General features: G+C 61.0%; 17 protein-coding genes and 1 pseudogene. 5 read left to right on the top strand and 13 right to left on the bottom strand.

Annotated elements, in window-relative coordinates; genetic code table 11:
• Positions 1–116: 116 nt before the first annotated feature.
• From repA to repC, 3 genes are all read left to right on the top strand, one after another.
• Complete coding sequence (gene repA, locus AC6H34_RS29920; protein ID WP_497541328.1) at positions 117–1,298, top strand: plasmid partitioning protein RepA; 1,182 nt, start codon at positions 117–119, stop codon at positions 1,296–1,298.
• Positions 1,295–2,305: a plasmid partitioning protein RepB gene (gene repB, locus AC6H34_RS29915; RefSeq protein ID WP_497541327.1), complete on the top strand. Its 1,011-nt coding sequence runs from the start codon at positions 1,295–1,297 to the stop codon at positions 2,303–2,305. Before repA ends, repB begins: the two co-directional genes overlap by 4 nt.
• A 157-nt stretch (positions 2,306–2,462) precedes the next feature.
• The gene (repC, locus tag AC6H34_RS29910) at positions 2,463–3,770 is read left to right on the top strand and encodes a plasmid replication protein RepC (RefSeq protein WP_497541326.1); all 1,308 of its coding nucleotides are present in this window, start codon (positions 2,463–2,465) and stop codon (positions 3,768–3,770) included.
• Between the two features lie 58 nt (positions 3,771–3,828).
• On the opposite strand, the gene AC6H34_RS29905 is transcribed toward repC, so the two are convergent.
• On the bottom strand, positions 3,829–4,086 hold the full coding sequence (locus AC6H34_RS29905) for a WGR domain-containing protein (protein ID WP_497541325.1): 258 nt from the start codon (positions 4,084–4,086) through the stop codon (positions 3,829–3,831).
• Positions 4,087–4,780: 694 nt separating this feature from the next.
• On the opposite strand from AC6H34_RS29905, the gene AC6H34_RS29900 reads away from it, so the two are divergent.
• Positions 4,781–5,302, top strand: a complete 522-nt coding sequence (locus tag AC6H34_RS29900; protein ID WP_497541324.1) for a hypothetical protein — start codon at positions 4,781–4,783, stop codon at positions 5,300–5,302.
• A gap of 58 nt (positions 5,303–5,360) precedes the next feature.
• Positions 5,361–5,508 (top strand): annotated as a pseudogene (locus tag AC6H34_RS29895) (IS3 family transposase); the annotation flags it as partial.
• Between the two features lie 241 nt (positions 5,509–5,749).
• Here the strand turns inward: AC6H34_RS29895 and AC6H34_RS29890 are convergent.
• From AC6H34_RS29890 to AC6H34_RS29835, 12 genes are all read right to left on the bottom strand, one after another.
• Complete coding sequence (locus AC6H34_RS29890) at positions 5,750–6,196, bottom strand: hypothetical protein (protein WP_497541323.1); 447 nt, start codon at positions 6,194–6,196, stop codon at positions 5,750–5,752.
• Positions 6,197–6,218: 22 nt separating this feature from the next.
• Positions 6,219–13,931 carry a two-partner secretion domain-containing protein gene (locus tag AC6H34_RS29885; protein WP_497541322.1) on the bottom strand — a complete coding sequence of 2,571 codons (7,713 nt, stop codon included), beginning with the start codon at positions 13,929–13,931 and terminating at the stop codon, positions 6,219–6,221.
• Between the two features lie 162 nt (positions 13,932–14,093).
• On the bottom strand, positions 14,094–14,543 hold the full coding sequence (locus AC6H34_RS29880) for a DUF2846 domain-containing protein (protein WP_497541321.1): 450 nt from the start codon (positions 14,541–14,543) through the stop codon (positions 14,094–14,096).
• 29 nt (positions 14,544–14,572) lie between these two features.
• Positions 14,573–15,061, bottom strand: coding sequence for a DUF2059 domain-containing protein (locus tag AC6H34_RS29875; RefSeq protein WP_497541320.1), 489 nt, complete (start codon positions 15,059–15,061; stop codon positions 14,573–14,575).
• A gap of 55 nt (positions 15,062–15,116) precedes the next feature.
• Positions 15,117–15,992 carry a tetratricopeptide repeat protein gene (locus AC6H34_RS29870; protein ID WP_497541319.1) on the bottom strand — a complete coding sequence of 292 codons (876 nt, stop codon included), beginning with the start codon at positions 15,990–15,992 and terminating at the stop codon, positions 15,117–15,119.
• A 30-nt stretch (positions 15,993–16,022) separates the two neighbouring features.
• A complete protein-coding gene (locus AC6H34_RS29865; RefSeq protein ID WP_497541318.1) occupies positions 16,023–18,014 on the bottom strand; it encodes a ShlB/FhaC/HecB family hemolysin secretion/activation protein in 1,992 nt (663 codons plus the stop codon).
• Positions 18,015–18,052: 38 nt separating this feature from the next.
• Positions 18,053–20,113, bottom strand: a complete 2,061-nt coding sequence (locus AC6H34_RS29860; protein ID WP_497541317.1) for a two-partner secretion domain-containing protein — start codon at positions 20,111–20,113, stop codon at positions 18,053–18,055.
• 1 nt (position 20,114) lies between these two features.
• Positions 20,115–20,612, bottom strand: a complete 498-nt coding sequence (locus AC6H34_RS29855; RefSeq protein ID WP_497541316.1) for an invasion associated locus B family protein — start codon at positions 20,610–20,612, stop codon at positions 20,115–20,117.
• 494 nt (positions 20,613–21,106) lie between these two features.
• Positions 21,107–21,343: a hypothetical protein gene (locus AC6H34_RS29850; RefSeq protein WP_497541315.1), complete on the bottom strand. Its 237-nt coding sequence runs from the start codon at positions 21,341–21,343 to the stop codon at positions 21,107–21,109.
• A gap of 130 nt (positions 21,344–21,473) precedes the next feature.
• Positions 21,474–21,731: a hypothetical protein gene (locus tag AC6H34_RS29845; protein WP_497541314.1), complete on the bottom strand. Its 258-nt coding sequence runs from the start codon at positions 21,729–21,731 to the stop codon at positions 21,474–21,476.
• A gap of 23 nt (positions 21,732–21,754) precedes the next feature.
• Entirely contained in the window at positions 21,755–22,690 is a 936-nt protein-coding gene (locus tag AC6H34_RS29840; protein WP_497541344.1) for a tyrosine-type recombinase/integrase, read from the bottom strand.
• Positions 22,691–22,710: 20 nt separating this feature from the next.
• On the bottom strand, positions 22,711–23,058 hold the full coding sequence (locus AC6H34_RS29835; RefSeq protein WP_497541313.1) for a 4-fold beta flower protein: 348 nt from the start codon (positions 23,056–23,058) through the stop codon (positions 22,711–22,713).
• Positions 23,059–23,104 lie beyond the last annotated feature (46 nt).

Here is a 23,104-nt window from a genome sequence, read left to right as displayed (position 1 = left end):
CTCTCGCTACGGAGAATTCTCGCATTTCGTCGATTTTGCGTAGTTGGACGTTCGTTAATTCTCTTTTTACCACGAGCACCGATGCTACATGCGTGAAATCATAATGGAGAATCGGTGTGGCCAGGCAGCTTAATAGCCTGCATTTCATGGGGACTTTCTCAGCCAAGCTTGAGACGGCACTCAACAATCTTTCGCTTGCCCAGTTCCCGCCGAACGCCGTTCGATCAATGCGAAAGTTCACTTCAACGGAGGTGGCGGCACTGCTCGGCGTTAGTGAAGCTTATGTGCGCCAGGTATCACTGCGAGGGCAGGGACCAGATCCGGATACGTCAGCTGGCGGGAAACGCCTATATTCTCTCGAGCAAATCCTTGAGCTACGGATGCTTCTGGCGGAGAAGGGCCGCAAGAAGTGGATCAACCCTCGCAGAACCGAGGGAGAGCCCTGCCAGATTATCGCCGTAACAAACTTTAAGGGCGGCAGCAGCAAAACCTCCACGGCAATCCATCTTGGCCACTACCTAGCCCTGCGCGGATATCGTGTGCTCGCTGTCGATATGGATCCGCAGGCATCGCTTACCAGCCTGCATGGAGCGCTACCCGGATTTGACTATCGTGAAAGTGACACTCTTTACGCAGCAATTCGTTTCGAGGAGCCTGTTCCAACAGAGACCGTAGTCCAAAAGACCCACATTGTAGGATTCGACGTCATATGTGCCGGCCTAGAGCTCACGGAGTTTGAAACTGCCGTCGCACTTGAGATGCGCAAGACCGGGGGCACCGGGTTCCTGTTGCGCGTCTCTCAAGCGCTGGATCAGGTCGCAGAGGATTATGACATAATCTTGCTCGATTGCGCTCCGTCTCTCAACTTCCTAACCCTGTCGTCGCTTACTGCGGCCACAGGTGTACTGGTTCCGGTGCCTGCACATATGTTGGACGTGGATTCCACCGGTAAGTTTCTCGAGCTTGCTGCGTCTTATATGCAGATCTTGGACAATGTTGGCGCGACGGCAACGTGGGACTTCGCGAAATTTCTAATCACTAAATTTGAGCCCAACGATCACCCGCAGGCCAACATGCAGGCGCTGATGCGCCAAGTGTTTGGTGAGGACCTGCTTTTGAATGCTGTTGCAAAATCGACTGCTGTCGCGGACGCGTTGACTTGGAAACAGAGTCTTTATGAGGTGCATCGCTCGCGTTTTTCGGCACCCAAGACCTACGATCGAGCAATGGAGTCCATTAACGCCGCAAACGCCGAAATCGAAGGTCTAATTATGACAGCGTGGGGCCGTGAGCCATGAGTCGTAAAGAATCGAAAGGAATGTTCGCAGCTGTTCTAGGCAAACTGGAGGAGGAGACCTCTAACCAGAGCAATGCAGGACGGTCGCCGTCTCCCCATCTGCTTAAAGTAGCGGCCGGTGTCCGCCAGATGCAAGAGCGCAGCGACCTGGCTGAGAGGCTGTTGCAGGCCGGGGATCAGGTTGTCGAAATTGAGCCGGCAGAGGTTGCCCCTTCGCTCATCGCCGATCGCTTCGATGAAGCCTACGAGGCGTCAGCGGTCACTGAGCTTCTGAAGTCGATTCGCGAACGGGGCCAAATTGTACCTGGGCTTGTCAGACCAACTTCAGGTGGCAAGTACAGCTTTCAGATCGTTTATGGTCGTCGGCGACTTGAGGCGGCAAGGCAACTTGGTTTGCCCTTCCGGGCCGTCGTTCGAAGCCTTACTGACGAACAGGCTATCATCTTCCAGGGCGAGGAAAACACCGCCAGAGAAGATCTCTCATTCATTGAGAAGTGTGCTTTTGCTCTGGCGCAAGAGCAGGCTGGTTTCGGTCGAGATACGATCTGCGCGTCATTGTCTACCGGCAAATCTCACGTGAGCGAAATGATTAAGATAGCTGGCCAGGTACCACGCGCTATCTTGACGGCCATTGGAAAGGCCCCCGGCGTTGGACGAGGGCGCTGGGAAGAATTTTTAAAGCGATACGAAGCGCAGCCAGCTCCATCCTTGTTGGCCAATCTCACTCAACAGGACGCGTTTCGCAGTGCGTCCACTGACGATCGCTTTATGAAAGCGTTCGAGGCCATGGCACTGGCGGCGCAAGAAAAACCCGTCAAGAAACCGACGACGCATGCCTGGTCGGCTGCCGATAGATCCGTAAGTGCCGTTCTTAGGAACAACGGAACGGTAGCCACCCTAGCTATAAGTGCCCGGAATGGCCCGCGATTTGCAGCATACATCGCTGAACGTCTGGATGAACTCTACAGCTCATTTACTTCGTCCGGCACGTCATCAACAGGAGACTGAGGCAGCAAAAGAAAAGGCCCCCAAAACGTCGCCGTCATGGAAGCCCTTCTCGATATGTGACGATTGAGAGAATCACACTTCCACGATTTGCAGTCAAGTTTTTTTGGCGTCGTTTTGGCGAGCAGGATTCTTTTGCCTAACTGAAGGCAAAGGACACATGACAGAAATCGCAACGACGCCCTTTGGGCGCCGATCGCTGTCGCTTGGCATGATCGCAGCGCAGGTCACCGCGCGCGGCTGTCCGCCGGATGCGGTCGTTCATAAATGGCAGGTCTTCCATGCGATCTGCGAGGCGAAGACGCGGCTGGGTGTTTCCGACCGGGCGCTGGCGGTCTTGAACGCGCTGCTGAGCTTCCATCCGGACACGACCCTGACAGGGGAGGGGGACCTGGTGGTCTTCCCGTCCAACCGTCATCTGTCGCTGCGGGCGCATGGCATGGCGCCGGCGACGCTGAGGCGCCACCTTGCGGTGTTGGTCGAGCGGGGCCTCATCGTTCGCCGCGACAGTCCCAACGGCAAGCGCTATGCGCGAAAAGGGGAGGGGGGAACCATCGAGGATGCCTTCGGCTTCGATCTCGCGCCGCTCGTGGCCCGCGCCGGAGAGTTCGAGCATCTCGCGGGAGCGGTGAAGGCGGAGAGGCAGGCCATGCTGCTGCTGCGGGAAAGGGTCACGCTGCTTCGGCGCGACATTGCCAAGATGATCGCGGCCGGGCTGGAGGAGGGGGTTCCTGGGAACTGGGAAGGCCTGCACGAGGGCTATCTCGGTCTCACGCGCGGGATTCCGCGCTCTGCGACGTATGAGGAACTCAAGCCTGTCGAGGCGGAACTGGCGCAGATGGCGGCGAGGATCCGCAATATCCTGGAAACGCATGTCTTTTCCAGGAATCTAAGCGCCAAAGAGTCTCAAAGTGAGCGCCACATACAGAATTCAAACCCAGACTCCCCTATTGAATCTGAACTTGCTTTCGAAAAAGCAAAGGCGAAGGCAGTGCCCCTCCTGATCATCGACCCGCCGGGTGAAGCCGCGACCGCTCCAGGCCGCACGGCGCCGGGGCCGGATGCGCCTCCGAGCGCGCGGATATCCGATGGACCGGGAGAGATGCCCCGGCCGCAACCTGCGTCGAAGACCTATCCGCTGGGCATGGTGCTGGAGGCCTGCCCCGAGATCGCCGACTATGCTCCGGACGGCATTCGATCCTGGCGCGATCTGGCAGGTGCGGTGGCGCTTGTGCGCAAATTCCTCGGTGTCAGCCCGAGCGCCTGGGAGGAGGCGCTGGAAGCCCTGGGTGCAGAGGGTGCGAATATCGTCATTGCCGCTATGCTGCAGAAGGGCGAGGCGATCAAGAGCCCGGGCGGTTATCTGCGCAACCTTACGCAGAGGGCGAGGGCAGGGCAGTTCTCGCTCGGTCCCATGTTGATGGCCCTGATCCGATCGAAGCTCGGCAAGGAGCGGCGTAGTGCGTGAGGGGAAGGCAATGGAGCAGCGGCTGGCGATGTCCAGGCGCATCGCTGGGGCGCAGGGGTCAGCCGATACGCCTGTATCCTCGCTTCTGCTTGCGAGCCAGCCAGATATCGAGCGCGACGACGGCACTCGCAGGCAGATCGAACAGATTGCTCATCCTGCGGCCAGGTGCGCCGAGACGGCCCCATTCCCGGACAAGAGCGGTCTCCTCGAACAGGGTCGGCTCGATCGAGAGCACATAGTAGCGGGCCATGTTCCTCGAGGCATCGATGCGCTCGAGAACATAATGGAGCCGGGGGAGGGCAGGGGGCTTTGCCATAAGCCATTCTTGCCCGCCGCATCACGCCGATCCAATTCATTCTGTGAATCGTTCGGCCTCGTAGGATTCAGGGAATTGATGGGATGAAGCGGCCCGAATGCTCTTGGATTGCCGGTTTAAAAACAACGTTGTGCCACCGAAACTTGGAATTTGGGCGGGTTTGCCCACAGTCTGTCGGGGTTCTCTTCGGCGCAATATGAAAGCGCGTTCACCCCTCCAGCCTGCTGCGCCGGCACGGGCAAGCCCTGTTCGTGCTTCGCTGGCAGGCGGAGCCTGCTCAGTGGTACCGAGAAACTGAGCCGTCAGCGCCAGACGAACTGGTGTCGAGCTACCCATCAGTGATGAAGTGGGAGCGATCGTCGCTGGCCTTTGCAGCGCATGAGTCAGCCTGGCCGGAGGCGTTGACCCGATAGGTCCATATCGTGGACACTGTAGCTGCTGGCTTCAGTGCTCCAGAAGCATATCGATGACGCGGCCTCCGGCGCCCAGCAGTTGCGAGACGCAGGTGGATATTTCAGGGCCCTTGCCCGCATCATCGCAGAGCGGCGCTTTTGACACTCAAGCGCAGGCGGACATCGAGAGGCGAAACACGGCCGTATACTCTCCAAGCCTGCACTATTGCTGAAACGCAACTATAGGCACATTGTGGTTCTGCAGAAGTGTTTAGTGAAAAGTGAAAACAGAGGAGGATCGAGTGAGAACATTTTTGCTGATACCCGCCATCGTTTGTCTTTATTTTCCAAACTTCGCTTCCGCCCAGGAGGTTGGTCAAGTTCACTATGACAAGACTCTCAGGGCTGATTCATGTGGGAGTGGTGATTGGGACGCCACTTGGATCGCCGGGGACCGCTTTCACTTTGTACCTACGGCTCATAATGGGCCTTCGCATGATGGGGATTTCATACAGTACTCAACCGACGGGAACGACTGCTGGGATGCGTCCTGGAAAGACGGCCAATTCTTCCATCACCGTGTGAGCGCCAGCGGTAATTTGGGAGATCACTCCAGTAAATTCATGATTTTCACCACGCCGGGTCATGATCACTACATGGCCTTTCGGGAAGGGGACGGGTTTAAGTTTGTGTTTCTGTCCCACGGGCCACTTCCGACGCCAGATGAGTGGAGCAAACTCGCGAACACCATTAATGACCCTGAGATCCAGAAGGCTCTTAAAGAGCTGATGGAGGCAGGTATCGCCATTGCCACCGCAGGGTGAGACGCAGCCAGTTGGGGGAGGCAGCGCCAGGGCTGCCTCCTAGACACGAGCAGCCTGAAAAAAGGAACGCATACGAAAAGGCATCTACCCGAGACCTCGCTCAAGCCGACATCTTCTATTATAACGAGGTCTTCTACAATCGAGCCCGCCGCCATAGTCATCTCGGCGGCGTCAGTCCCGAGGCGTTCGAAAGCGCCACGGCTTGAGGCTGGTAGTTGTCTGCCAGACCGGGGGCAGTCCAGACGATTGTAATTTTGGGGGGAGGAACTGTCGCATTAGCGGTTGGCGGCAGCGAACGCCAAGTAAAAGCCAATCCAGAATTAAGCCTTGATCAATTGGGTAATCTGAGTATAGCGGTTCTGCCCAATTTTCTACAGGCCGTTTTGTTTTCAGGCCATGGCTTATCTCCGGGCCACGGAATTCGGGGGGCGCCACCAAAAGCCTTTGCTATAGGCGGAATATATGCAAACTTTTATATTCAGAAAAATCCATTGCTTTATCTGATATAGAATAAATTATCAAACTAAGATCATGTAACTCAACAATATAACCTTTAATGTTTTTCGAATAGAATACAGATAAACGCCTCTCCGATAAGAAATTATCTATACTAGCGCCACGGCGGTTAGAATTATTACGCAAGGCCTTTTTATAATAAATATTTATGTAATTTATAATATCTATATTTCTCTCTCTCGCTGCAAGGTTAATATTTGAGGAGTAGTCGATAAATTCTCTATCGAAAAATTGTTTTTGGTACAAATCGTTAAATTCAAGAGCTATGACATTTCTATCATTACACGGTATTTCTTTCATAGTCATCGGGGTCATCGTGGATTCTTCGTAAGATAAAATATGATCGTGAATTGATATCATGTATTTTTTGTATTTCATTGTTATTTTCTCCTAGAAAAAGTCAGCGCTTGAAGATTGTTCCGTCCGACCCGACGGAATATATTCGCGATGGAGGCACGTTACCTGGACCTGGTTGATACAACTTATAGGCGGATCCGCCATGGCCAGCGGTATCTACTTGAATGTAATAACCAGTGGCGGGGTCTTCCAAATAGTATTCTCCATCTATTTTAGTTTTAACCGTAAACGCGGACAGATCTATTGTGTCTCCAATGCTTGCGAGTTTTGGGCTAGTGTACGTTATAGCCGAACTGACTGATTGAGGCGTGGGCGTATTGCTCCACGTTCCATTTTCAGATTTCGATACCTCGTAATAATTTCCGTCGCTGGCCTTGACGTAATATTTGCCTCCTGCCGTTTCCACATCAGCCAGGCCGTCATCAACGGTCACTCCGGCGGGCAGGCCCTCGACCTCCGTCACCATCACCGGCCCATCGGCGTCATATAGGGTATTCGCTCCAGCAGGCCGAGATGATCCCGCGCAAGCATTGTGCACCAGAACGGCAGGAGCGTTATCGTTGCCAGCTTGTTTGACGAAGAAGGTATGGAAGTCCTTGACCGTGAGATTGTAGGCTACAAGCGGTGTGGCCTCAGTTCGCGTCGAAACGACTTCTGCCCAGCCATTACCGGCATCGAGCAAGCGGTATCCGGCTGTTAGCTCCTGCGCGGGTACCCAACCACCATGCTCGATCGGGCCATTATAGGCATGGGCTTCATCCTTGAGTGCAACAGAGACGGGTGCACCCTCTTTCGGCACGGCAAAGAAGGGATGGTTCGTCGTTGTGGTGATTGTCTGCTCGGCAGCGTTGGAGAGCGAGCGGATCGTCAGGTAGAGGCGGGTCGGATGCCAGTCTTCGAACAGCTTCTGGATGACCTTGAACCCAGCCTGTCCGTCCGCGTCCCGGGACCACACTTCATCGATGCCGGGGCGAACATCGCGGATGGCCATGAAGCCATGATTGGTTTCAACCAGGGTCGTCCCATCGAAGGAGCAGCCTGTCCCCGCGGACTCTTCCGGAAGACCGCCCAGCTTTCCGCCTGCGATCGCCAATATGCCGCTGAGCCCAATTCCTCCCGAGCGGGCATCGATGTAGCTATTGGTACAAGCAATATCGCCATGGCAGACGCTGACGGCATCCAGCGCCAGATTGGCCAATTGCTCATCGGCTGACACCCCTCTCATCCCAGCGGTGAAGGCGAGCGCTCCCCCTCCGTTGGGATATTGCAAGCTCTTCAATAGCGAGTCCGCAAAATAATCATCGCCGAGAGCTTTCAACCTTGCCATGTCTTCATCGATATTGGCATATTCGTCTTGTATTTCGGCAATTGCCTTTTGAACGCAGGCCTCGTCTGGGCAGTTGTATAGGTCATTTTGCTGCTTGGCGGACAGATTCAAATACTTGTCATCAACGGCATCCATGCACGCCTTCGGATCCGAATCCGACTTACAATTTTCTAACTCTTTAATTGCTTCGTCTATTTGCTTGTGGCTTAGATAATTGTATTCAAAGCCGTTCATGGCTGCCGATTGGCCTGCCAGGGTAGCGTCGCCAACAATTATCGATCCGAGCGCGCCGGCGAGCTGTGTCAGGCTTGCTTGAGTGATGAGGCCGGAAGTGGGCAGGCTGCCGTCGACGTTGACGAGCAGTTCCCCGAACGCAGCGCCGAGAGCGCCGCCTTCGGCCCCCTTCACGCCGTTGACGACGAAGCCGCCTGCGCCGCCGACGACGGCATGGAGCAGTACGGCCTCCAGGCTGCCGGCGCCCTGAGAGCCGATGATGTCGCCGACATAGGCAAAGCCGATGGGCTCTATGATCTCGTTGGAGAGGCCTGAGCGCAGGCCGGATACGAGGCCATCCTCGAAGTCGCTCCCGTTCAGCAGTGAACTGACGCCGGCCTGGATGGGGGCGTCGACGCCGATCTTGATGAGACTGTTGACGATATCCCCGGTGCTGAGATCAGCGAGGGTCATGCCGAGGCCATTCATGCTCTCGGGCGCCAGGACACCGGTGACCGTCGAGCCGAACAGGCCGTTTCCGACCGCGTCGCCGTTCGCATCGACAATGACGCCTGTGCCGTTCGTGCCGAACAGCTCGGCGTTGACGCCGCTGATGAGGCCTGCGGTCAGGCCGGCGGCGAGGGCGCCCATCAGAATGGCGCCCATGTCCATGTTGCCGGTGATGGCGCCTTCCAGCACGCCGGTGGTCAGGCTGGTGGCAAAGCCCACCACGCCATCGGCGATGGCGCCGCCAATGATGGAGGCAGTAGCGGCGGAAACGCCCATGCTGCCCAGGGCCGAGGTCGCGGCACTCGCGATACCGGCCGTCAGGCCGATGGCGCCGAGCGCGAAGGGCACGGCGATGCCGGCGATCACCCCGATGATCGCCGCCGCCACCGGGTTCATGGTGGTGACGTCGTTGTTCCAGGTCTGGTGTTCTGTGGTGAGGCCGTCGAAGGAGACGGCGAGGGCGGGGTCGTTGACGACCTGGCTCATCCAGCCCAGGCCCGCCTGCTCGGGCGTCAGGGCCTGTCCCGCCCCGGCGAGCGCGCCGGACTGCAGGCCGTCGGAGAGCGTGCCGGCGATGGCTTCGGCGAAGGAGGGCGGCAGGCCGCTCGGCCAGGCCCCGGCGCCCGCCGGCTTCTCGTAGTCGATGACGACACCGCCGGGCGCGCTGACCGTGAGCCCGCCCGCGCCGGCGTCGATGGTGTCATAGACCAGGCTGGTGTCGTAGGAGCCGTGGTCGAAATGCGTGACGGTGATGCCGTTGTCGCGCTTGCCGGTCACCTGCACCAGGGTTTCGTCGGTGCCGGCCAGGAACTTCACCGCCTGCGCGGCATCGATGACGATGCCATCGCCCTTCAGGTTGCTCGCCTCGATGACGATGTTGCCAGTGTTGGCGACGATGTCGAGCGCGCCGCCCGCCTGGATGTCGGCCCCGGCGGCGATCGTGCGGGTCACGGTGGTGACCTCGCCGTCGTCGGCGGTGCGGGTGACCACCTGCTCCATCTGGGGCAGGATGTTCACATCGCCCATCAGCGATTGCAGCGTGATGTCGCCGGAGGCGGCAAGCGAGCCGCCGACCACATCGAGATCGCCCATCGTCAGGATGCCGATGTCGGCCGCCTTGATCGAGCCGCCGTCCTGGAGATGGGCGTCCCAGCCGTCATAGACGGCGCGCTGGTTGTTGATGAAGCCGCCGGCGGTGATCAACAGCTGGTCGGAGGCGACGAGGTTGCCGGTATTGGTGACGAGGTCGCCGGAGATGTAGATGTCCCGCCCCAGCACCATGCCGCCCATCTGCTTGGTGAGGGCGTCGACCTGGTCCTTGGGCAGCAGCAGTTCGGGCGTCAGTACGCCATTGTCGTTGGTGTACCAGAGCAGCGGCTCGGTGATCGAGGCCTTCTGCGCGTCGGTCAGCTCATCGCCGAGATGAATGTCGGGATGGGCCTTGAGGAAGTCGACCGTGCCCTGCCACAGCGCCTCCTGCTGCTGGGCCGGATCCTTGTACTTCGGGTCGAGCAAAGCGCGGCCGGTTTGGTCGACCAGAGCCTGCTCGATCAGATGCTGCTCGGTGAGGGGATCGGCGAAGAAGGTGAGATCGCCCCTGGTGTTGCCAACCTGGGCGAGGATCCAGGAGGGATCGCGCTGGCCGGCCGGGGCGAGGGGAGCCCCGTGCAGGTAGGTGACGCCGTTCTCGGTGACCGGATCGGGCGCGCCCAAGCCGCCGCCCGCGGCGTTCACCGCGCCGGCGCCGACATAATAGGAGGCCAGGTCGATCGAAGTGTCCGGCACCTTGTTGGGCAGCACGAACTCGTTGGGATCGGAGATGCCGGTGGTGACGGTTTGCCCGTCGATATGGATGTACTGGCCTTGCAGCGTCCCGGCGAGATTGAAGGTGCCGTTGGCGTCGACGATGTCGATGGTGCCGCCGGCGAACATCACCGGCAGCGCCGGGGTCTGGACGATGGCGTTGGAATCCTCGTCGGCGGTGACCTTGACGGGCCCGCCGCGCGCGCCCTTGTCGTCGCCCTGCACGCGCCATTCCTGGCGGTAGACCTCGGACGTGCGCGCTGTATTGTTGACGGTCTGGGCCCGGACGATAAGGTCGCCATTGGCGGCGATGGTGGAGCCGACATTATCCAGCTCCTGCGCCACGATCTGGATCGAGCCACCGGCCTCGATCGAGGAATACAGGTTGGGGAACTCGTCGATCTGGGCATAGTAGAACAGGTATTGCCCGTCCTTCGGCCCGGGATCGCGTTCATACCAGCCCGTGGGCGCGCGATGGGCATCCGCGGAATAGGCCCCGTCCAGCCAGGCCTGGAACTCGTCCGGCCAGACCATGGCGCCCATGCGCAGGTTCTCGACCCTGCCCGCCGCCGAGAGCACGATATCGCCCTCGGCCTGGATGATCGAGTTGTTGTTGACGATGTCCTTGGCCGAGACCAGCGTGGCGTTGCCGAGGGTGAACACCTCCGCCCCGCCCGGATTGTTCGGATCGGCATTGCCGATGTTGATCGAACCGCCGGTCGACTGCAAATAGAGATCGCCCGCCGCGGCGACGGTGCCGAGGACGTCGATATCGCCCGAGACCTGGATGGCGAGCTTGCCGTCCACCTCCAGCGTCTTGCCCGCGTCGATGGTCAGGCCGGAATTGGTGAGTTCATAGGTCAGGCTCTTGCCGAAGTTGAACTGGCCCGCCGCGATATCGTTGGAATGGGTGAGGTCGAGATTAGAGGTGCCGGCCGCGACCGTCGCCGATTTGCCGCCCTGAAGGACGGCATAGGGGCCGTTGGCCAGCGCATCGGTGACGACGACGGTCAGGTCCTGGCCGGAGATCTCGGCCACCGCGCCATCGGCACTACCGGCATTGGCGAGGCTGGCGGCCTGGAGCACGAGGTCGGTGTCGGAGACGATGGTGCCGTGGTTGACGGCGTCCCCGGTGAGGCCGAGCTGCAGCGCGTTGGCCTGGATATGGCCGGCCGGGCCGTTGGCGAGCGAGGCGGCGCTGGCGACCAGCGTCCCCGCGGCGTCCGCCGTGCCATTGTTGGTCCAGGCGCCGGTGACGGCCAGCCCCATGTCCTGGTCGGACTCCAGGCTGCCTTCATTGTCGAGCGCGCCGCCCGCCGTGATGCCGAGCAGGCCGAGCGCGGCGATGCTGCCCTTGTTGGTGAGGTCTCCGGCCGTGGTGAGATCGGCGATGCCGGCCTTGATCGTGCCGGAGGCCTGGTTGGTCAGCTCGGCGGCGGTGAGGGTGAGATCGGTGGCGATGATGGCGCCGGCATTGTCGGCATCGCCGGTGCTACCGGCGTCGCCGGAAAGGGTGAGCTTCGCGCTGTCGCCGCCATAGAGCGTGCCGCCCGCATCCTGGCTGAGCGAGCCGGCCTGGAGCGTCAGCGTGGTGTTGGCGGCGACCAGGCCGGCATTGTGGAACAGGCCCGAGAGATCGACGCTAACCGCCTTGCCGCCGAGCTCGGAGCCCGCGCCGCCATCGTAGCTGCCGCCGCTGAGCTTCACGGTGTCGCCGGCCGCGATGGTGCCGGAGGAGGTGGTCGAGCCGGCATCGAGATCGAGCGCGCCCTGGGCGGCGATCAGGCTGCCGCTGTTGGCGACGGTGCTTGCCTTGATGGTCAGGTCCGAGACGGCACCGGCAAGGCCGGCATTGACGAGGTCACCGATAACGGCGAGCCGGGCGGTGGCGCCGCGGATGCTGCCGGTGCCCTCATTGTCGAGCGAGCCGGCGGTGATGTCGAGGCTGTCGGTGCCGAGGATCGAGCCGGCGTTGTCGAGCACGCCGGAGACGATCAGCGTCGCGGTGGCGCCGGCAAGCGCGCCCTCGGCCGAATGAGTGGTATAGCTCGCCGAGGTGAGCGAGAGCGTGCCGTTGGACTGGATCAGCCCGTTATTGCTGACGCCGGCTCCGCCAGCCAGTACCGCCATGGTGTGGTCGGACAGGATCTTGCCGAGATTGGTGAGGCTGGAGCCGACATTGAGCGTGACGTCGGGACCGTAGATGATGCCGCTCGTCTCGTTGGTGATCGTGGCGGCGTCGAGGACGGTGGACAGGCGGCCATAAATGAGGCCGGCATTGTCGATGGTATCGGTAACGGAGTAAGCCAGATTGTCGGCGACGATGCCGCCATGGGTGCCAATGCTGAGCTTGTCGCGGACGATGAGGTCGAGGTTGGGATAGTTCAGGATCGAGTCCGTCGAAAAGTCCTGGCTCGCCTGGAGCGCGATGGTGCCACCGGCCTGGAAGCCGGTCTGCTGGCCCAGGCTGATCGAGGGGGCGCTGACGCGGATGTCGCCGGTGGCGGCAAGGCCGGTGTCGTCGAGCGAGACCGCGCTCAACCCCGAAACGGTGACCGTGGTGCCGGCAGCGCTGAGATTGTCGGCATGGACGCTGGCGCCCTCGATGGCAACCTGGCCGTTGGCGACGATCACGCCGGAGGCGGTGATGTCGCCGCCCGCGGTCAGGCTCACTGCTGTTCCCGACTCCACCGTGCCGGTCGAAGAGATGCTGTCGAGCGCCTGCAGGATGATCGCATCGTTGGCGGCGAGGACGGCCGGATCGGTGACGGTGATGGCCCGGGCGTTGGCGGTGATGCGCCCGAACGCCTGCGCCAGGCCCTCGAAAGTAGCGGTGCCGGCGGCGGTGACGGCAATATCCTTGTTGCTGCCGACGGTCGCGAGAGTCACATCGCCGGCGCCTTTGACGGTGAGGTTGCCATCCAGCGTGGTAATGTTACCGGAGAGGTCGATGGCCAGATCGACATCCGAGGAGAGCACCGAGAGCGAGCCCGCTGTGATGGTGCCGGACGCGCTGGAGGAGATTGCGGGGCCGCTCACCGCGTCGGCGCCAGCTATCGGCGTCGTCACATCGGCGTTCTGGTCGTAATTGATCGCCCCGGCGCGCAGGCGCACATCGCCCTTGGAAAGCACTGGCCCGTTGACTTGGAGCTGCCGCCCGATGAGGTCGATATCGCCGAGCGCCACCAGGCCTGCCTGGCCATTGGCGTCGACCCCCGGACCGCCGTTGAGGCCGGCGCCCGAGATCGAGACGGTGCCCTTGGTCACGTTGTAGCTGACGGCGCCGGTATCGTAGTTGGGGGTCGGCGTGCCGGTGGTCAGGGTTACGCGGCCGGCATTGATGAAGCCGCAAGATATGCAGGAGACGCCGTTCGGATTGGCGACGATCACGTCGCCCTTCGAACCGAACACTTCGGTCGGACCGTTGATTAGCGACGAGCCGGAACCGGTAACTTCGTTGATAATGACACGCGCCGGCGCCGATCCAACGAGATTGGGATTGCCGGACACCTGACCGCCAATGACGGACGTTCCACCCAAAGCGCTGTTGTTCAGGATGATTCCGCGCGTGTCGATGTTATAGTTCTGGTACTTGTTGTGGCTCACGCCGCCAAAACTTGGCGTCACGATGTTGACGGTCGGCGTACCATTGGACGAGGTGCCGACCGTTGGGCGGAACGTTATGGGCGCGTTCGGGTCGGAGATCACCTGCGCGTAGGTCCCTTGCGTCAGGAAGGGTTGCACCACCAGCGCCAGGCTGAGCGCGGTGGACACCAGCGCCCTCCCGAAATGCTGCCAGCCTGAAAGAGGGGACAGGTCCGAAGAAGCGGCGAACAGACGACGCCGGGCATAGCCGCCACGCTCTTCGAGCAATGGGAGGCCAACCTCATCCGTCAAAGGCATCGCAGTCCGATCCCGTTGCTGCCGATTGCGCTTGCTGGTCATCACGTCATTCCCACTTCAATCTGGGCGGTTCGGCTCTTCTTTATTCCGTAAGGGAAGGTCGAGGAGCTGAGAAGGCCCGAGGCAAGCCTGCCGCGAGCGATGTCGATCAAATGGTCGGGATTAGCTGCCGGGGGCCGCGGTGCCGGTGTATTTGAGATTGCGGAGGTCGGATTGACCCTGCTCCGGGTACTCGATCGTCGGCACGATGTGGGCCACGAAAAGGCCCATGGACGGAGCCGTCTTGATATACTTCGTCTCACCCGCGGAGAGGTGGAACGCCACCGAATTCGTCGTCTCTGTCGTCAGGGCGACCGTGTAGTCTCCCTGCGGGCGGTCGACATAGAAGAAGCCGCCCGCCTGCGATTTACCGACGACCTCGTTGTTGAGACGGATCTGGGGCTGGATCGCCAGAGCCATGTAGTCGGGGCGCTCGAAGTAGATTCTTCCGTTCCCCGGCTTCAGGTGAGGAATCGCGCTTGAGACTTCCGCGAAATTGCGGCCGGTTGCACATGAAGCCAGCACCGCGCCTGAGAGGGCGAGGGCGGCAATCCTGAAAGACTTATTCATCATACTGTCCGTGAAGTGGCTTGAGGGAGAGTTCAGGGCGTCGCCGTACCGGCGCCGTTCAGCTTCTCGCGCTGATAGTCCTGGAGCACCTCTCGGGCCATGTTCTGGCCCCATTGCGTGCCGAGCACCGTCATGCCCTGCACGATGGCCGGCTGCTTGGCGATCAGGTTCTGCCCGGTGGGAGACTTGTAGAAGGTGTCGAGATTGGCCAGGTCCTCTTCCGAGAATTCCCGCGCGTAGATCTGCGCCGCCAGATCGGCGAACTTGCCGAGCTCCGGTTCGATCTTCGCCTGGAAGCGGCCCATGATGTCGTCGATCATCTGCTGGCTGGCGCCCTGGCGGGCGAGCATCGGCTTCAACTGGTTGAGCATCGCCGGCAGCACCTGGCGCATGGTGTCGGCGGCGTGGGAGTCCACCACGACCTGGCGGGCGAGCGTCAGCCGGCTGGCGTCATCGGCCTGGGAGATCGCGGCGAAGCTGCAACTGAACGCCAAAGCGAACGCGAGGGTGGGAAAGCGCATGGTGCAATACCTGTGAGCGGAAGGGGAAAATCGCACGGGAGGGAGCGGTGAGGGCTCAGTTCGTCGCCTTCCAGTTCTTGGCGGCAGCCTGGGCGGAAGCGACCTGGTCGGCCGACATCAGCGCCGTGACGCGCTGGAGCGCGGCCGAGGCGGCGGGGTGCTGGCGGGCAGCCGCGAGGTTGTAGTAGAGGTGCGCCTTGGAAAGATCGCGGCCCATCGGTTGGCCGCGCTCATACATGGTGCCGAGCTCAAACAGGCCGACCGGATTGCCCTTGGCGGCAGCCTTCTCGAAATATCCCTCGGCCTTGGCCGGATCCACCGGTTCGCCCAAGCCCTGGTAATAGGCAAAGCCGAGCGCATTGAGAGCGCCGATATTCCCCTGGTCGGCCGACTTGCCATAGTAGGCGAGGGCCCTGGAAAGGTCCTTGGTCACGCCGCGGCCATCGGCATAGAGGCCGGCGCAGTTGAACTGGGCATCGGCGTCGCCGAGATCGGCGGCCTTGCAGATCAGCTCATAGGCGGCCTGGTAGTCCTGCAGCACTTTCTCGCCGCGATAATGCATCAGGCCGAGGCGGTTCATCGCCTTGGTGCTGCCCTTGTTGGCGGCGGCGAGATAGAGCACGCGGGCCTTGTCGAAGTCCGCCTTCAGACCGACGCCGAGCTCGACCATGCGGCCGAGATAGAAGGCCCCGTCGCCATTGCCGGCCGCGAAGGCATCGTTGAAGGCCTTGAGAGCAACGTCGAACTTCTTGTCGTCGAGCGCCTTCAACCCGTCCTTGATCCTGGCCTGCGCATCGGCGCTCGGTGCGGCTTGCTGGGCTTCGGAGGCGGGCGCCGCCGGCTGCTTGGCGGGCTTGGTATCGGCCTGTACCGGCAAAGCGGTGGCGGCGAGGAAGAGGGAGGCGAAGCCGAGGAGGGAGAGCTTGGACATGTGCGAACCTGTTTCGAGGGCGGGGCGCGTTTAGAAGGCCTTGACGGAAAGGGTTAGATAGAGCTCGGGATCGCGCCGGAATCGTCCGGTGCTGCCGGCCCGATAGATCGGTTGGGCGGCGCTGAAATCGAGGTTGACGCGCTCATATTTGTAGCGGATGCCCGCCCCGACGCCGGCGCGGGCGATATTCGTGCTGTTGGCGATGTCACGGCCGAAGCCGTAGTCGAGGAAGACATAGGGCTGCAGCGGCGGCAGCACGGAGGCCAGAAAGCCGGGCTCGGCCTTGGCGCCGTCCTTGCCGTCGGCGCTGGGCTTGGGCATGTCGAGGAAGAGACCGAAGGGAATGGCGGGCGCATATTCGGTGCGCAGCACGAAACCGCTGTCCACCGTTACGGCGTTCGAGGTGAAGCCGCGCACGGTGGTGGGCGAGCCCAGGGTGATCTGGTCGTCCTGGTAGAGCGGATGGTTGGTCCACTGCCCGAAAAGATCGGCCTTGAACACGCCGATCTTCTGCCAGGCATAGGCATAGTTCAGCGAGCCGTCGATCTTGAGATATTGGGCGCGCGGCGTGCTGTCGGCGGGATTGGCGGGATCATGCATGGCGCCGAGGGCGGCGATGCCATGGCTGATGCCGAGCCCGAGGGTGAGCTGGGAGCTATCGAAGCGCTTGGTGCCGGAGAGGCCAAAGCGCGGGGCCGTCACTGACTGCGGCGTTAGGTTGATGACATCGATATAGCGGTTTTTCCGGCGCCAGGAGAGGCTTGAATCGAGCGAGACTTGCAGATCGCTGCTGCGCCAGGCGAGGTAGGAGGCCGCCAGGTTTGAGGTATAAGTGCGAATGAACAGCTCGGCCGTGGTACCGATTGGCTGCAGCGATTCCGAATAGCCCTGCGCATAGGAGAAGGTCCACCAGCGCCAGGGGACGGAGACTGATCCGCGCAGCTCGTTGGTGTCGAGGCCAGAAGCAAGCGAGGCATTCCAGCTGTCGTTGATGCCGAGCAGATTGTCCTTGGCCGCATCCACGCGCAAACGTTCGGCTGTGGTGCCGCCGAGGCCGTTGAGCGAACCGCCATTGATCTCGTAGCCGGCGAACAGCCGGAAGCTGTCGTCCATCGGATTGTCGATGACCACATCCGAGGTTCCCACCTGCGTTCCGGGCGTCAGCTTGACCCCGGCATGGGACGAAGGCGCGGTGTTGATCTGGTCGAGGCCCTGCTGGAGGCGGTCCAGCTGCAGGGGATCGCGCAGGCCGACGGGTGTCGCCATCCGGGGCTTGATGGCGGGAAAGCGCTTGCCGCTGAGAAGCTGGAAGCGATCGAGCGGATTGTCGAGGGCATCCAGCATGCCTGACAAGCCCGACAGAACCTGCCAGGGATTGTGTGCCTCGCGCGTGCGACGCCAGGCCTCGAGCAAGCCTTCCTGCTTCTGGTGCTCTCGGTAGCGGATCGTCCCGATGCGCCCGACGATGACATTGAGGGCAAAACGACGGGATCTGACGAGATCCTGCCCCTCGACGACATAAGCTTGCGTGGTGATGTAGCCCTTGTCGGCATAGGCCTTGTTGACGACACCGGCGATATTGTTGGCGAGCACATTGCCGACGCAGTGCCAGGCCAGCGGTTCGACCGCCTTGCGCACGCCCTCCGGATCGATGAGCCCGACACCGCGGATCTCGATCTCGCGCACTTCGAAGCACCGATCTCCGGCCAGATCCTTGATCTTGGGTTGGCTCTTCGCCGCCGTTGGAATCACAAGAACGGGTGCATCAGGATCCGGCTTGGGCAGATCGGCCCGCACGGCGCTCTTGGCTTGGATCGGTCTGGCGACATGCCTGGCCGGGCGCGGCTTTGGCCGCCGCTGGATTGGCGGGCCGGCTGTCGCGGGAGAATTGAGCGTGTCCGCCGGTGGGGCATTGAGTGTCTCAGGCTCTGGCTGGGCGCCGGCCGGCCTGACCGGGCCGGTCACGGCCAGCGCCACGATGGTGGCGAACACGAGCGGCTGCGACCAGGATGGTGTGCCCATCCACCGTGTCGATGAATTCTCCGGTCCCCGCATGCGATCTACTCGAATGCTCCGCGGAAGACGCCGATATGCGGCGGTTGGCCGACAAAGCGGGGCTGGGCGGGCGCCTTCACCACGACGCCGGCCGGATTGATCACGGTGGTACCGGCCAGGAGTTCGCCGCCGTCCAGCACCACCGGCTGGCTGGTATTGACCGTGATCGAACCGACCGGAGCGATGAACTGGCCGCCGATCGGTTGCTCGACAATCCAGCCACGCCTGCCTGAGAAGAACTTCGACAGTCCGCCGGCCTGTGTCATCACGTCGGGCGCGAAGAAGGCCGTGGCGGTGATCCGCGGGGAGTTCAGGATCATGTTGCCGTAGCTGACGATCTGTCCGCCGTCGTTGGCGATTGACCGTGCGGCGTCGATCTCCAGGCTGAGAGAGGCGTTGATCCTACCGCCAGTGTTGGAGATCGTGGAACCACCGCGGGTGGTACAGAAGAAGATGTTGCACTTTCGGATCAGCGTCATCGAGCCGGTCGCCACGCCGCCATTGACGAGCGAACCGGTGGTGATCTTCATGGCGCCGTCCTGGGCATCGATCTCGCCGGTGTTGTTGACACTGTCGGAATCAATGAAAACGCCCTGGCCGACGATGTAGCCAAGCTGGTTGGCCAAGCGCAGATCACCGTAGGTCACGGTGGTGACGCGTCGCGATCGGTGGCCGCCGAACAGGCCGAAGAAAAACTTCGGTCCATGCACGACCCGTGTCACCGGCTGCCCCCCATTCACCGCACCGACCACGTCGACGGTGTTGTTCACCGCGCCGCCGGCCTTGATGATGACGTTATGGTTGGAGAGGAGCCGACCGGTGTCATTGTTGACGTCGCCGCCGGCGGTGATCGACAGGTCGCCCTTGTCGGCGAAGGCGATCGCGAGACGATCGGCGCTCTGCGAGAGCAGGTTGATGTCGCCGGTGGCCACCATGGTGACCGCGCCCTCGGCATTGGGATCATAGTCTGGGTCGGTCGGGTCGGCGGATGGTCGCTGGGCGCCGGAGACCTGCCCTTCCAGATTGATGTCCCCATCATTGGCGAGCAGCGTAACCCCACCCGTGACCGATGTGACGGTCGACTGGGCGGCCGCGCTGTTGCGGATATCGATTGAGCGGGCGACGATCTTGACCGTCTTCTCCGCCTTGATCTTGGCGCCGGTTATGCCGACCCTGCCATCAGCCGTAATTGAGAAGCCGCCGATGGCGGCATTGCCGCTGCCGGCGAAGGAGACGCCGGCCCCCTTGGCATTGACGGCAATCTGCACGCGGCTCGCCGAGAGCGAGCCTTCGGGCGTTACGTCGACGAGAATCTCGCTGGCGCTGCCGCTACCGGATTTGGTCTTCGTGGCCCAGGTCTTCACCGTGGAATTTGGCGAAACGGTGGAGTCGAGCGTCAATTGCGCGTCGCCGGCATTCACGTTTATGTCGGCGTTAGGGCTCGGATCGGTATTGGTGATCGGGCCATCGATCTTGATCTTCGAGGCGAGCAGCTGGAGGGTCGGCATGGCGCCGGCAAGGCCCTTGCCACTCACTTCGATGTCGGAGCCCGAGGAGACGATGGCGTTCACCATGCCCGGAGAGGTCAACGAGGGGGCATAGGTAACCGTGCCGCCGGACAGCACCACGCCGCCAGTGTTGACGAAGGACACGCCGTCGGCAGTGATGCCGTTCGGATTGGCGATGATGATGTGGGCACTCGATCCCAGTACCTCGATCGGCCCATTGAGCGTCGAGCGTCTGGAGGAAGTCACTTCGTTGACGATGGTGGTGGCGAAGGGCGAGCCCTTGAGGTTTGGGTTGGCCGTGCTGTTGTCGAGGTTCAGGCCGGCCGTGCCCACGGAGAAATCGGTATAGGTATTGTGGCTGATGCCGCTCGCATTGGGCGTGGCGATCTCGACCGTCGGCCGGCCGGCTGGTGTCGTTGCGCCCATCTGCGTGGCGGTGCCGCCATCGGGGATCACCTGTTGGGCGACCGCCGGCAGACAGATCAGCAGGGCGGCGCCGGCACCATTGATGAGGCCGAGGCGCAATGAGGAGAGATGGATTTGAAAGACAGCGGACATGTTAGACTCCGCCCTTGGTGAGCGCGACAAGGGCTTCGGGCAGGCCCTTCAGGGAAACGGAAACCGTTGCCGGCTTGGTTTTGGTCGTCCACAGCCGGAAGGAAGCAGCCTTGCCCTTCTTGAAGGAAGCGAGCACGGGACCGGCGATGGGAAAGCCTGCATGGCATCCGGCCTCGTTGCAGGTCTCGAACAGGATCTTGTAAGCCCTGCCCTTGTCGATCGAGAGCTGCATGCCGGGAGCGAGATAGCCGCCGAGCGGCACCGACACGATGCCGATGAAGGCCTCTCCGGGCTTGGCTGCGGTATTCGGCATGATCGTGGTGGCGAACACTGTCTCACCGCTTTCCTTGACAACAAGGCGCTGGATCGCGCGGCAGGCGGCTGTCGAGGACGCGGTGCTGTTAGCGGCGTTTGCCGCTGCCGCGGCTGGCGGCGGTGCAGGCGCAGATGGTGAAGTTGTCGGGAGGACACATGAGACCTCCCAATCGCCAAATTGCATGATCTTGGAGGAAGGGGAGGGCTGCTGTTCAAGCAGCGGATGCTCCTGCCTACTCGACTCCACAGGCTGTGAGGAAGAAGTTGGAGCCTCCTCCGCGCGAAGAGCACCGTTGCAACCCATTACTATGGCGGCGGCGACGCAAAGAGCCGAGATCCTCGAAGCGGTAGCACCGTCCACATGCCCATTGTCGCTCAATGCTCGAACATTATTGCAGTCGCCAGACAAATCCGCACCGTTCCGGGGATGAAGCGTCATATTACGTCGAGTTAATGAGTAATTATTCTAGAGTCAATAGAACATAACGTAAGGGCATGATTCAGATTCGACTCTGCTACGCGCGTCACTATCAAGTATATACTAAGTTAGTATTTAAATAAAACGACTGATAGCGCTCGATAATTAACCCGGCGCCGCGGGCATTTCCTTGGTGTTACAGATAAAAACTGGCCAATAAAGTGAATATTTGTGGATATTACCAATACTTGGTCAAATATTCATACGGCGTGGGAGTCGGTTGCGAATCTGAGCCGCTGGCATTGATGTCTTTGTTGAATAATATCGTTATTGCCGCACGGCTTATCTTTTCGCTGGCGGGGTTCGACAGTGACGCGTGGTACAACAAATAAGATCCAGGTCGTCTCAAACCCGATGTGGCCGCTGGTTCCGGGCCGCCATCCCGGCTTGATCGTGGTGTCGCCGCCATTGTTCAGGGTGTCTTCGATCGACGTCACCACGGCTGTCCGGTGCGCAAGAAGTCTTTTGGCATCGACGAGCTCGAGATCTGCAAAATTGACCCGGGCGCTCCCTCTCAACTGTTTACGGGTCAACTCGGCAAAGGCAGACCGGCGTCACGACGAGCCGTTAAGGGTTGCTCCGGATCGGGAACATGTCCTCTCCATGGCTATGGAGCCTGGTATGATGGCGTCGGCATAGCCATCGAACCCTCAAAGGCTCGCCATACTGATCGTGATGGGCATCAACCGCTTCATTTCCACAGACCTCGCAAGTCTGCTTCTCAAGCTCCCCCGCCTTCACTGCTCTATGCACAGCAAGGTGAGCATCATATTTGTCGGGATTGGCGCGGCGCCAATTCGCCTGGCGGGTAGCTGTTTTCAGCATGAGGCTCTCTTTTCTCTTTCAGGTTAGATCAGCACGCGCTCGACCTCGTCGAAGCTGACCTCGTCCTGACGGCGGTCGTAGAGCTGCGTGGTGCGCGTGCTGGCATGGTTGGCCATGGCGGCCGCTTTCTCCAGGGTGCCGCCATTCCTGAGATAGGCGGTGATGCCTGTCGCCCGGAAGGTGTGATTGCCGATTTTCGTCTTGATCGCGGCAGCCTCGGCTCGCCGGCGGATCATCGCGTAGGCATTAGCCTGGGGCAGCGGCGTCTGGCTCAGCTTGCCGGTGCCGCGGCCGATGGTTCGGAACAGGAAGCCCCTCGGATCATCGCCAAGGCCACAGCCATCAATATAAGCCTGCAGATAAGCCTCCAGATTATGGTGGCAGGGCATGTCGTGGCGCTTGCCGCCCTTCTCATGCAGCCGCACCCATAGCCGGCGCTGCTGCACATAGATATCCTCGACCTTCATCGCGAGCGCCGCGCCGATGCGGGCGAAGGAATAGACCATCAGCCCGATCAGGGCGCGATCGCGCAGCCCGGCCGGCGTTGAGACGTCGATGGCATCGAGGAGCTGGCGCGCCTCCTCCGGAGCGAGCACCGGCGTCTTGCCGCGCTTCACCGTGTGTTTGGGTCCGCGCACGGCCGAGGCTGGATTGAACGGCAGCACGCCGCCGCTGGCCAGCCAGTCGAACAACGAGCGGATCGCGGCCAAATGCTGCTTCACGGTCGGCGCCGAGACCTCGCGGCCGAGCAGCTCGACATAGGTGGCGACATGCAGCGAGGTGACGGAGGCGATCGAGAGCAGACCCTGGCGCTCAAGCCATTCGCAGAAGTCGTCGACGGCGCCGGCATAGGCGCGTCGGGTGTGTGGGTTGCGGATATGGGCGGTGAAGAACTCGAGGAAGCGTTGCACAGCGCGTTCGCCAGCTTGGTCAAAAGCAGCTGGCACGTAGAAGTGCAGACGGGTAGCAACGTCGCCGATCAAAACGGTAACTCGCCCGACCAAGACAAGCGCTTGACGGGTCTCACAGGCTTAACCTGTTTGATGGGTCTCACTGGCGCAATGGCCTTCACCGGCTTCACGGGCTTAACTGCCTTCACAGGCCTTGCAACTCCAAGGTTTACCGAGTCCGCAGTGAAGTAGGCCACGGCACCAAATCTATCCCTGACATGGGCGTCCTTCCACCACGCGACATGGCGGCCATGCCAGTCATAGATGCTATCGCCGTCTACGAAAGCGAGGTTCTCTCCTCGCAAGCCATAAATGCGTCCAGTGTTCAAATCGAGCCACGCGCGGACGTGGCCAAACTTATCGTGCAATGCCTCCACGCGGCATCTCCTTTTAACTGATAAAGGATATTATCATATATGGTGG

It is taken from the genome of Labrys sp. ALF-8 (genome assembly GCF_059699065.1).
The sequence above is the reverse complement of the archived record's forward strand: the minus strand, read 5'-3'. Positions and strand labels throughout refer to the sequence as shown.

Coding starts and splice junctions, on each gene's coding strand:
- repB (WP_497541327.1), top strand. CDS start 1,295: ATGAGTCGTAAAGAATCGAAAGGAATGTTCGCAGCTGTTCTAGGCAAA.
- repC (WP_497541326.1), top strand. CDS start 2,463: ATGACAGAAATCGCAACGACGCCCTTTGGGCGCCGATCGCTGTCGCTT.
- AC6H34_RS29905 (WP_497541325.1), bottom strand. CDS start 4,086: ATGGCAAAGCCCCCTGCCCTCCCCCGGCTCCATTATGTTCTCGAGCGC.
- AC6H34_RS29890 (WP_497541323.1), bottom strand. CDS start 6,196: ATGAAATACAAAAAATACATGATATCAATTCACGATCATATTTTATCT.
- AC6H34_RS29885 (WP_497541322.1), bottom strand. CDS start 13,931: ATGCCTTTGACGGATGAGGTTGGCCTCCCATTGCTCGAAGAGCGTGGC.
- AC6H34_RS29880 (WP_497541321.1), bottom strand. CDS start 14,543: ATGATGAATAAGTCTTTCAGGATTGCCGCCCTCGCCCTCTCAGGCGCG.
- AC6H34_RS29875 (WP_497541320.1), bottom strand. CDS start 15,061: ATGCGCTTTCCCACCCTCGCGTTCGCTTTGGCGTTCAGTTGCAGCTTC.
- AC6H34_RS29870 (WP_497541319.1), bottom strand. CDS start 15,992: ATGTCCAAGCTCTCCCTCCTCGGCTTCGCCTCCCTCTTCCTCGCCGCC.
- AC6H34_RS29865 (WP_497541318.1), bottom strand. CDS start 18,014: ATGGGCACACCATCCTGGTCGCAGCCGCTCGTGTTCGCCACCATCGTG.
- AC6H34_RS29860 (WP_497541317.1), bottom strand. CDS start 20,113: ATGTCCGCTGTCTTTCAAATCCATCTCTCCTCATTGCGCCTCGGCCTC.
- AC6H34_RS29855 (WP_497541316.1), bottom strand. CDS start 20,612: ATGCAATTTGGCGATTGGGAGGTCTCATGTGTCCTCCCGACAACTTCA.
- AC6H34_RS29845 (WP_497541314.1), bottom strand. CDS start 21,731: ATGCTGAAAACAGCTACCCGCCAGGCGAATTGGCGCCGCGCCAATCCC.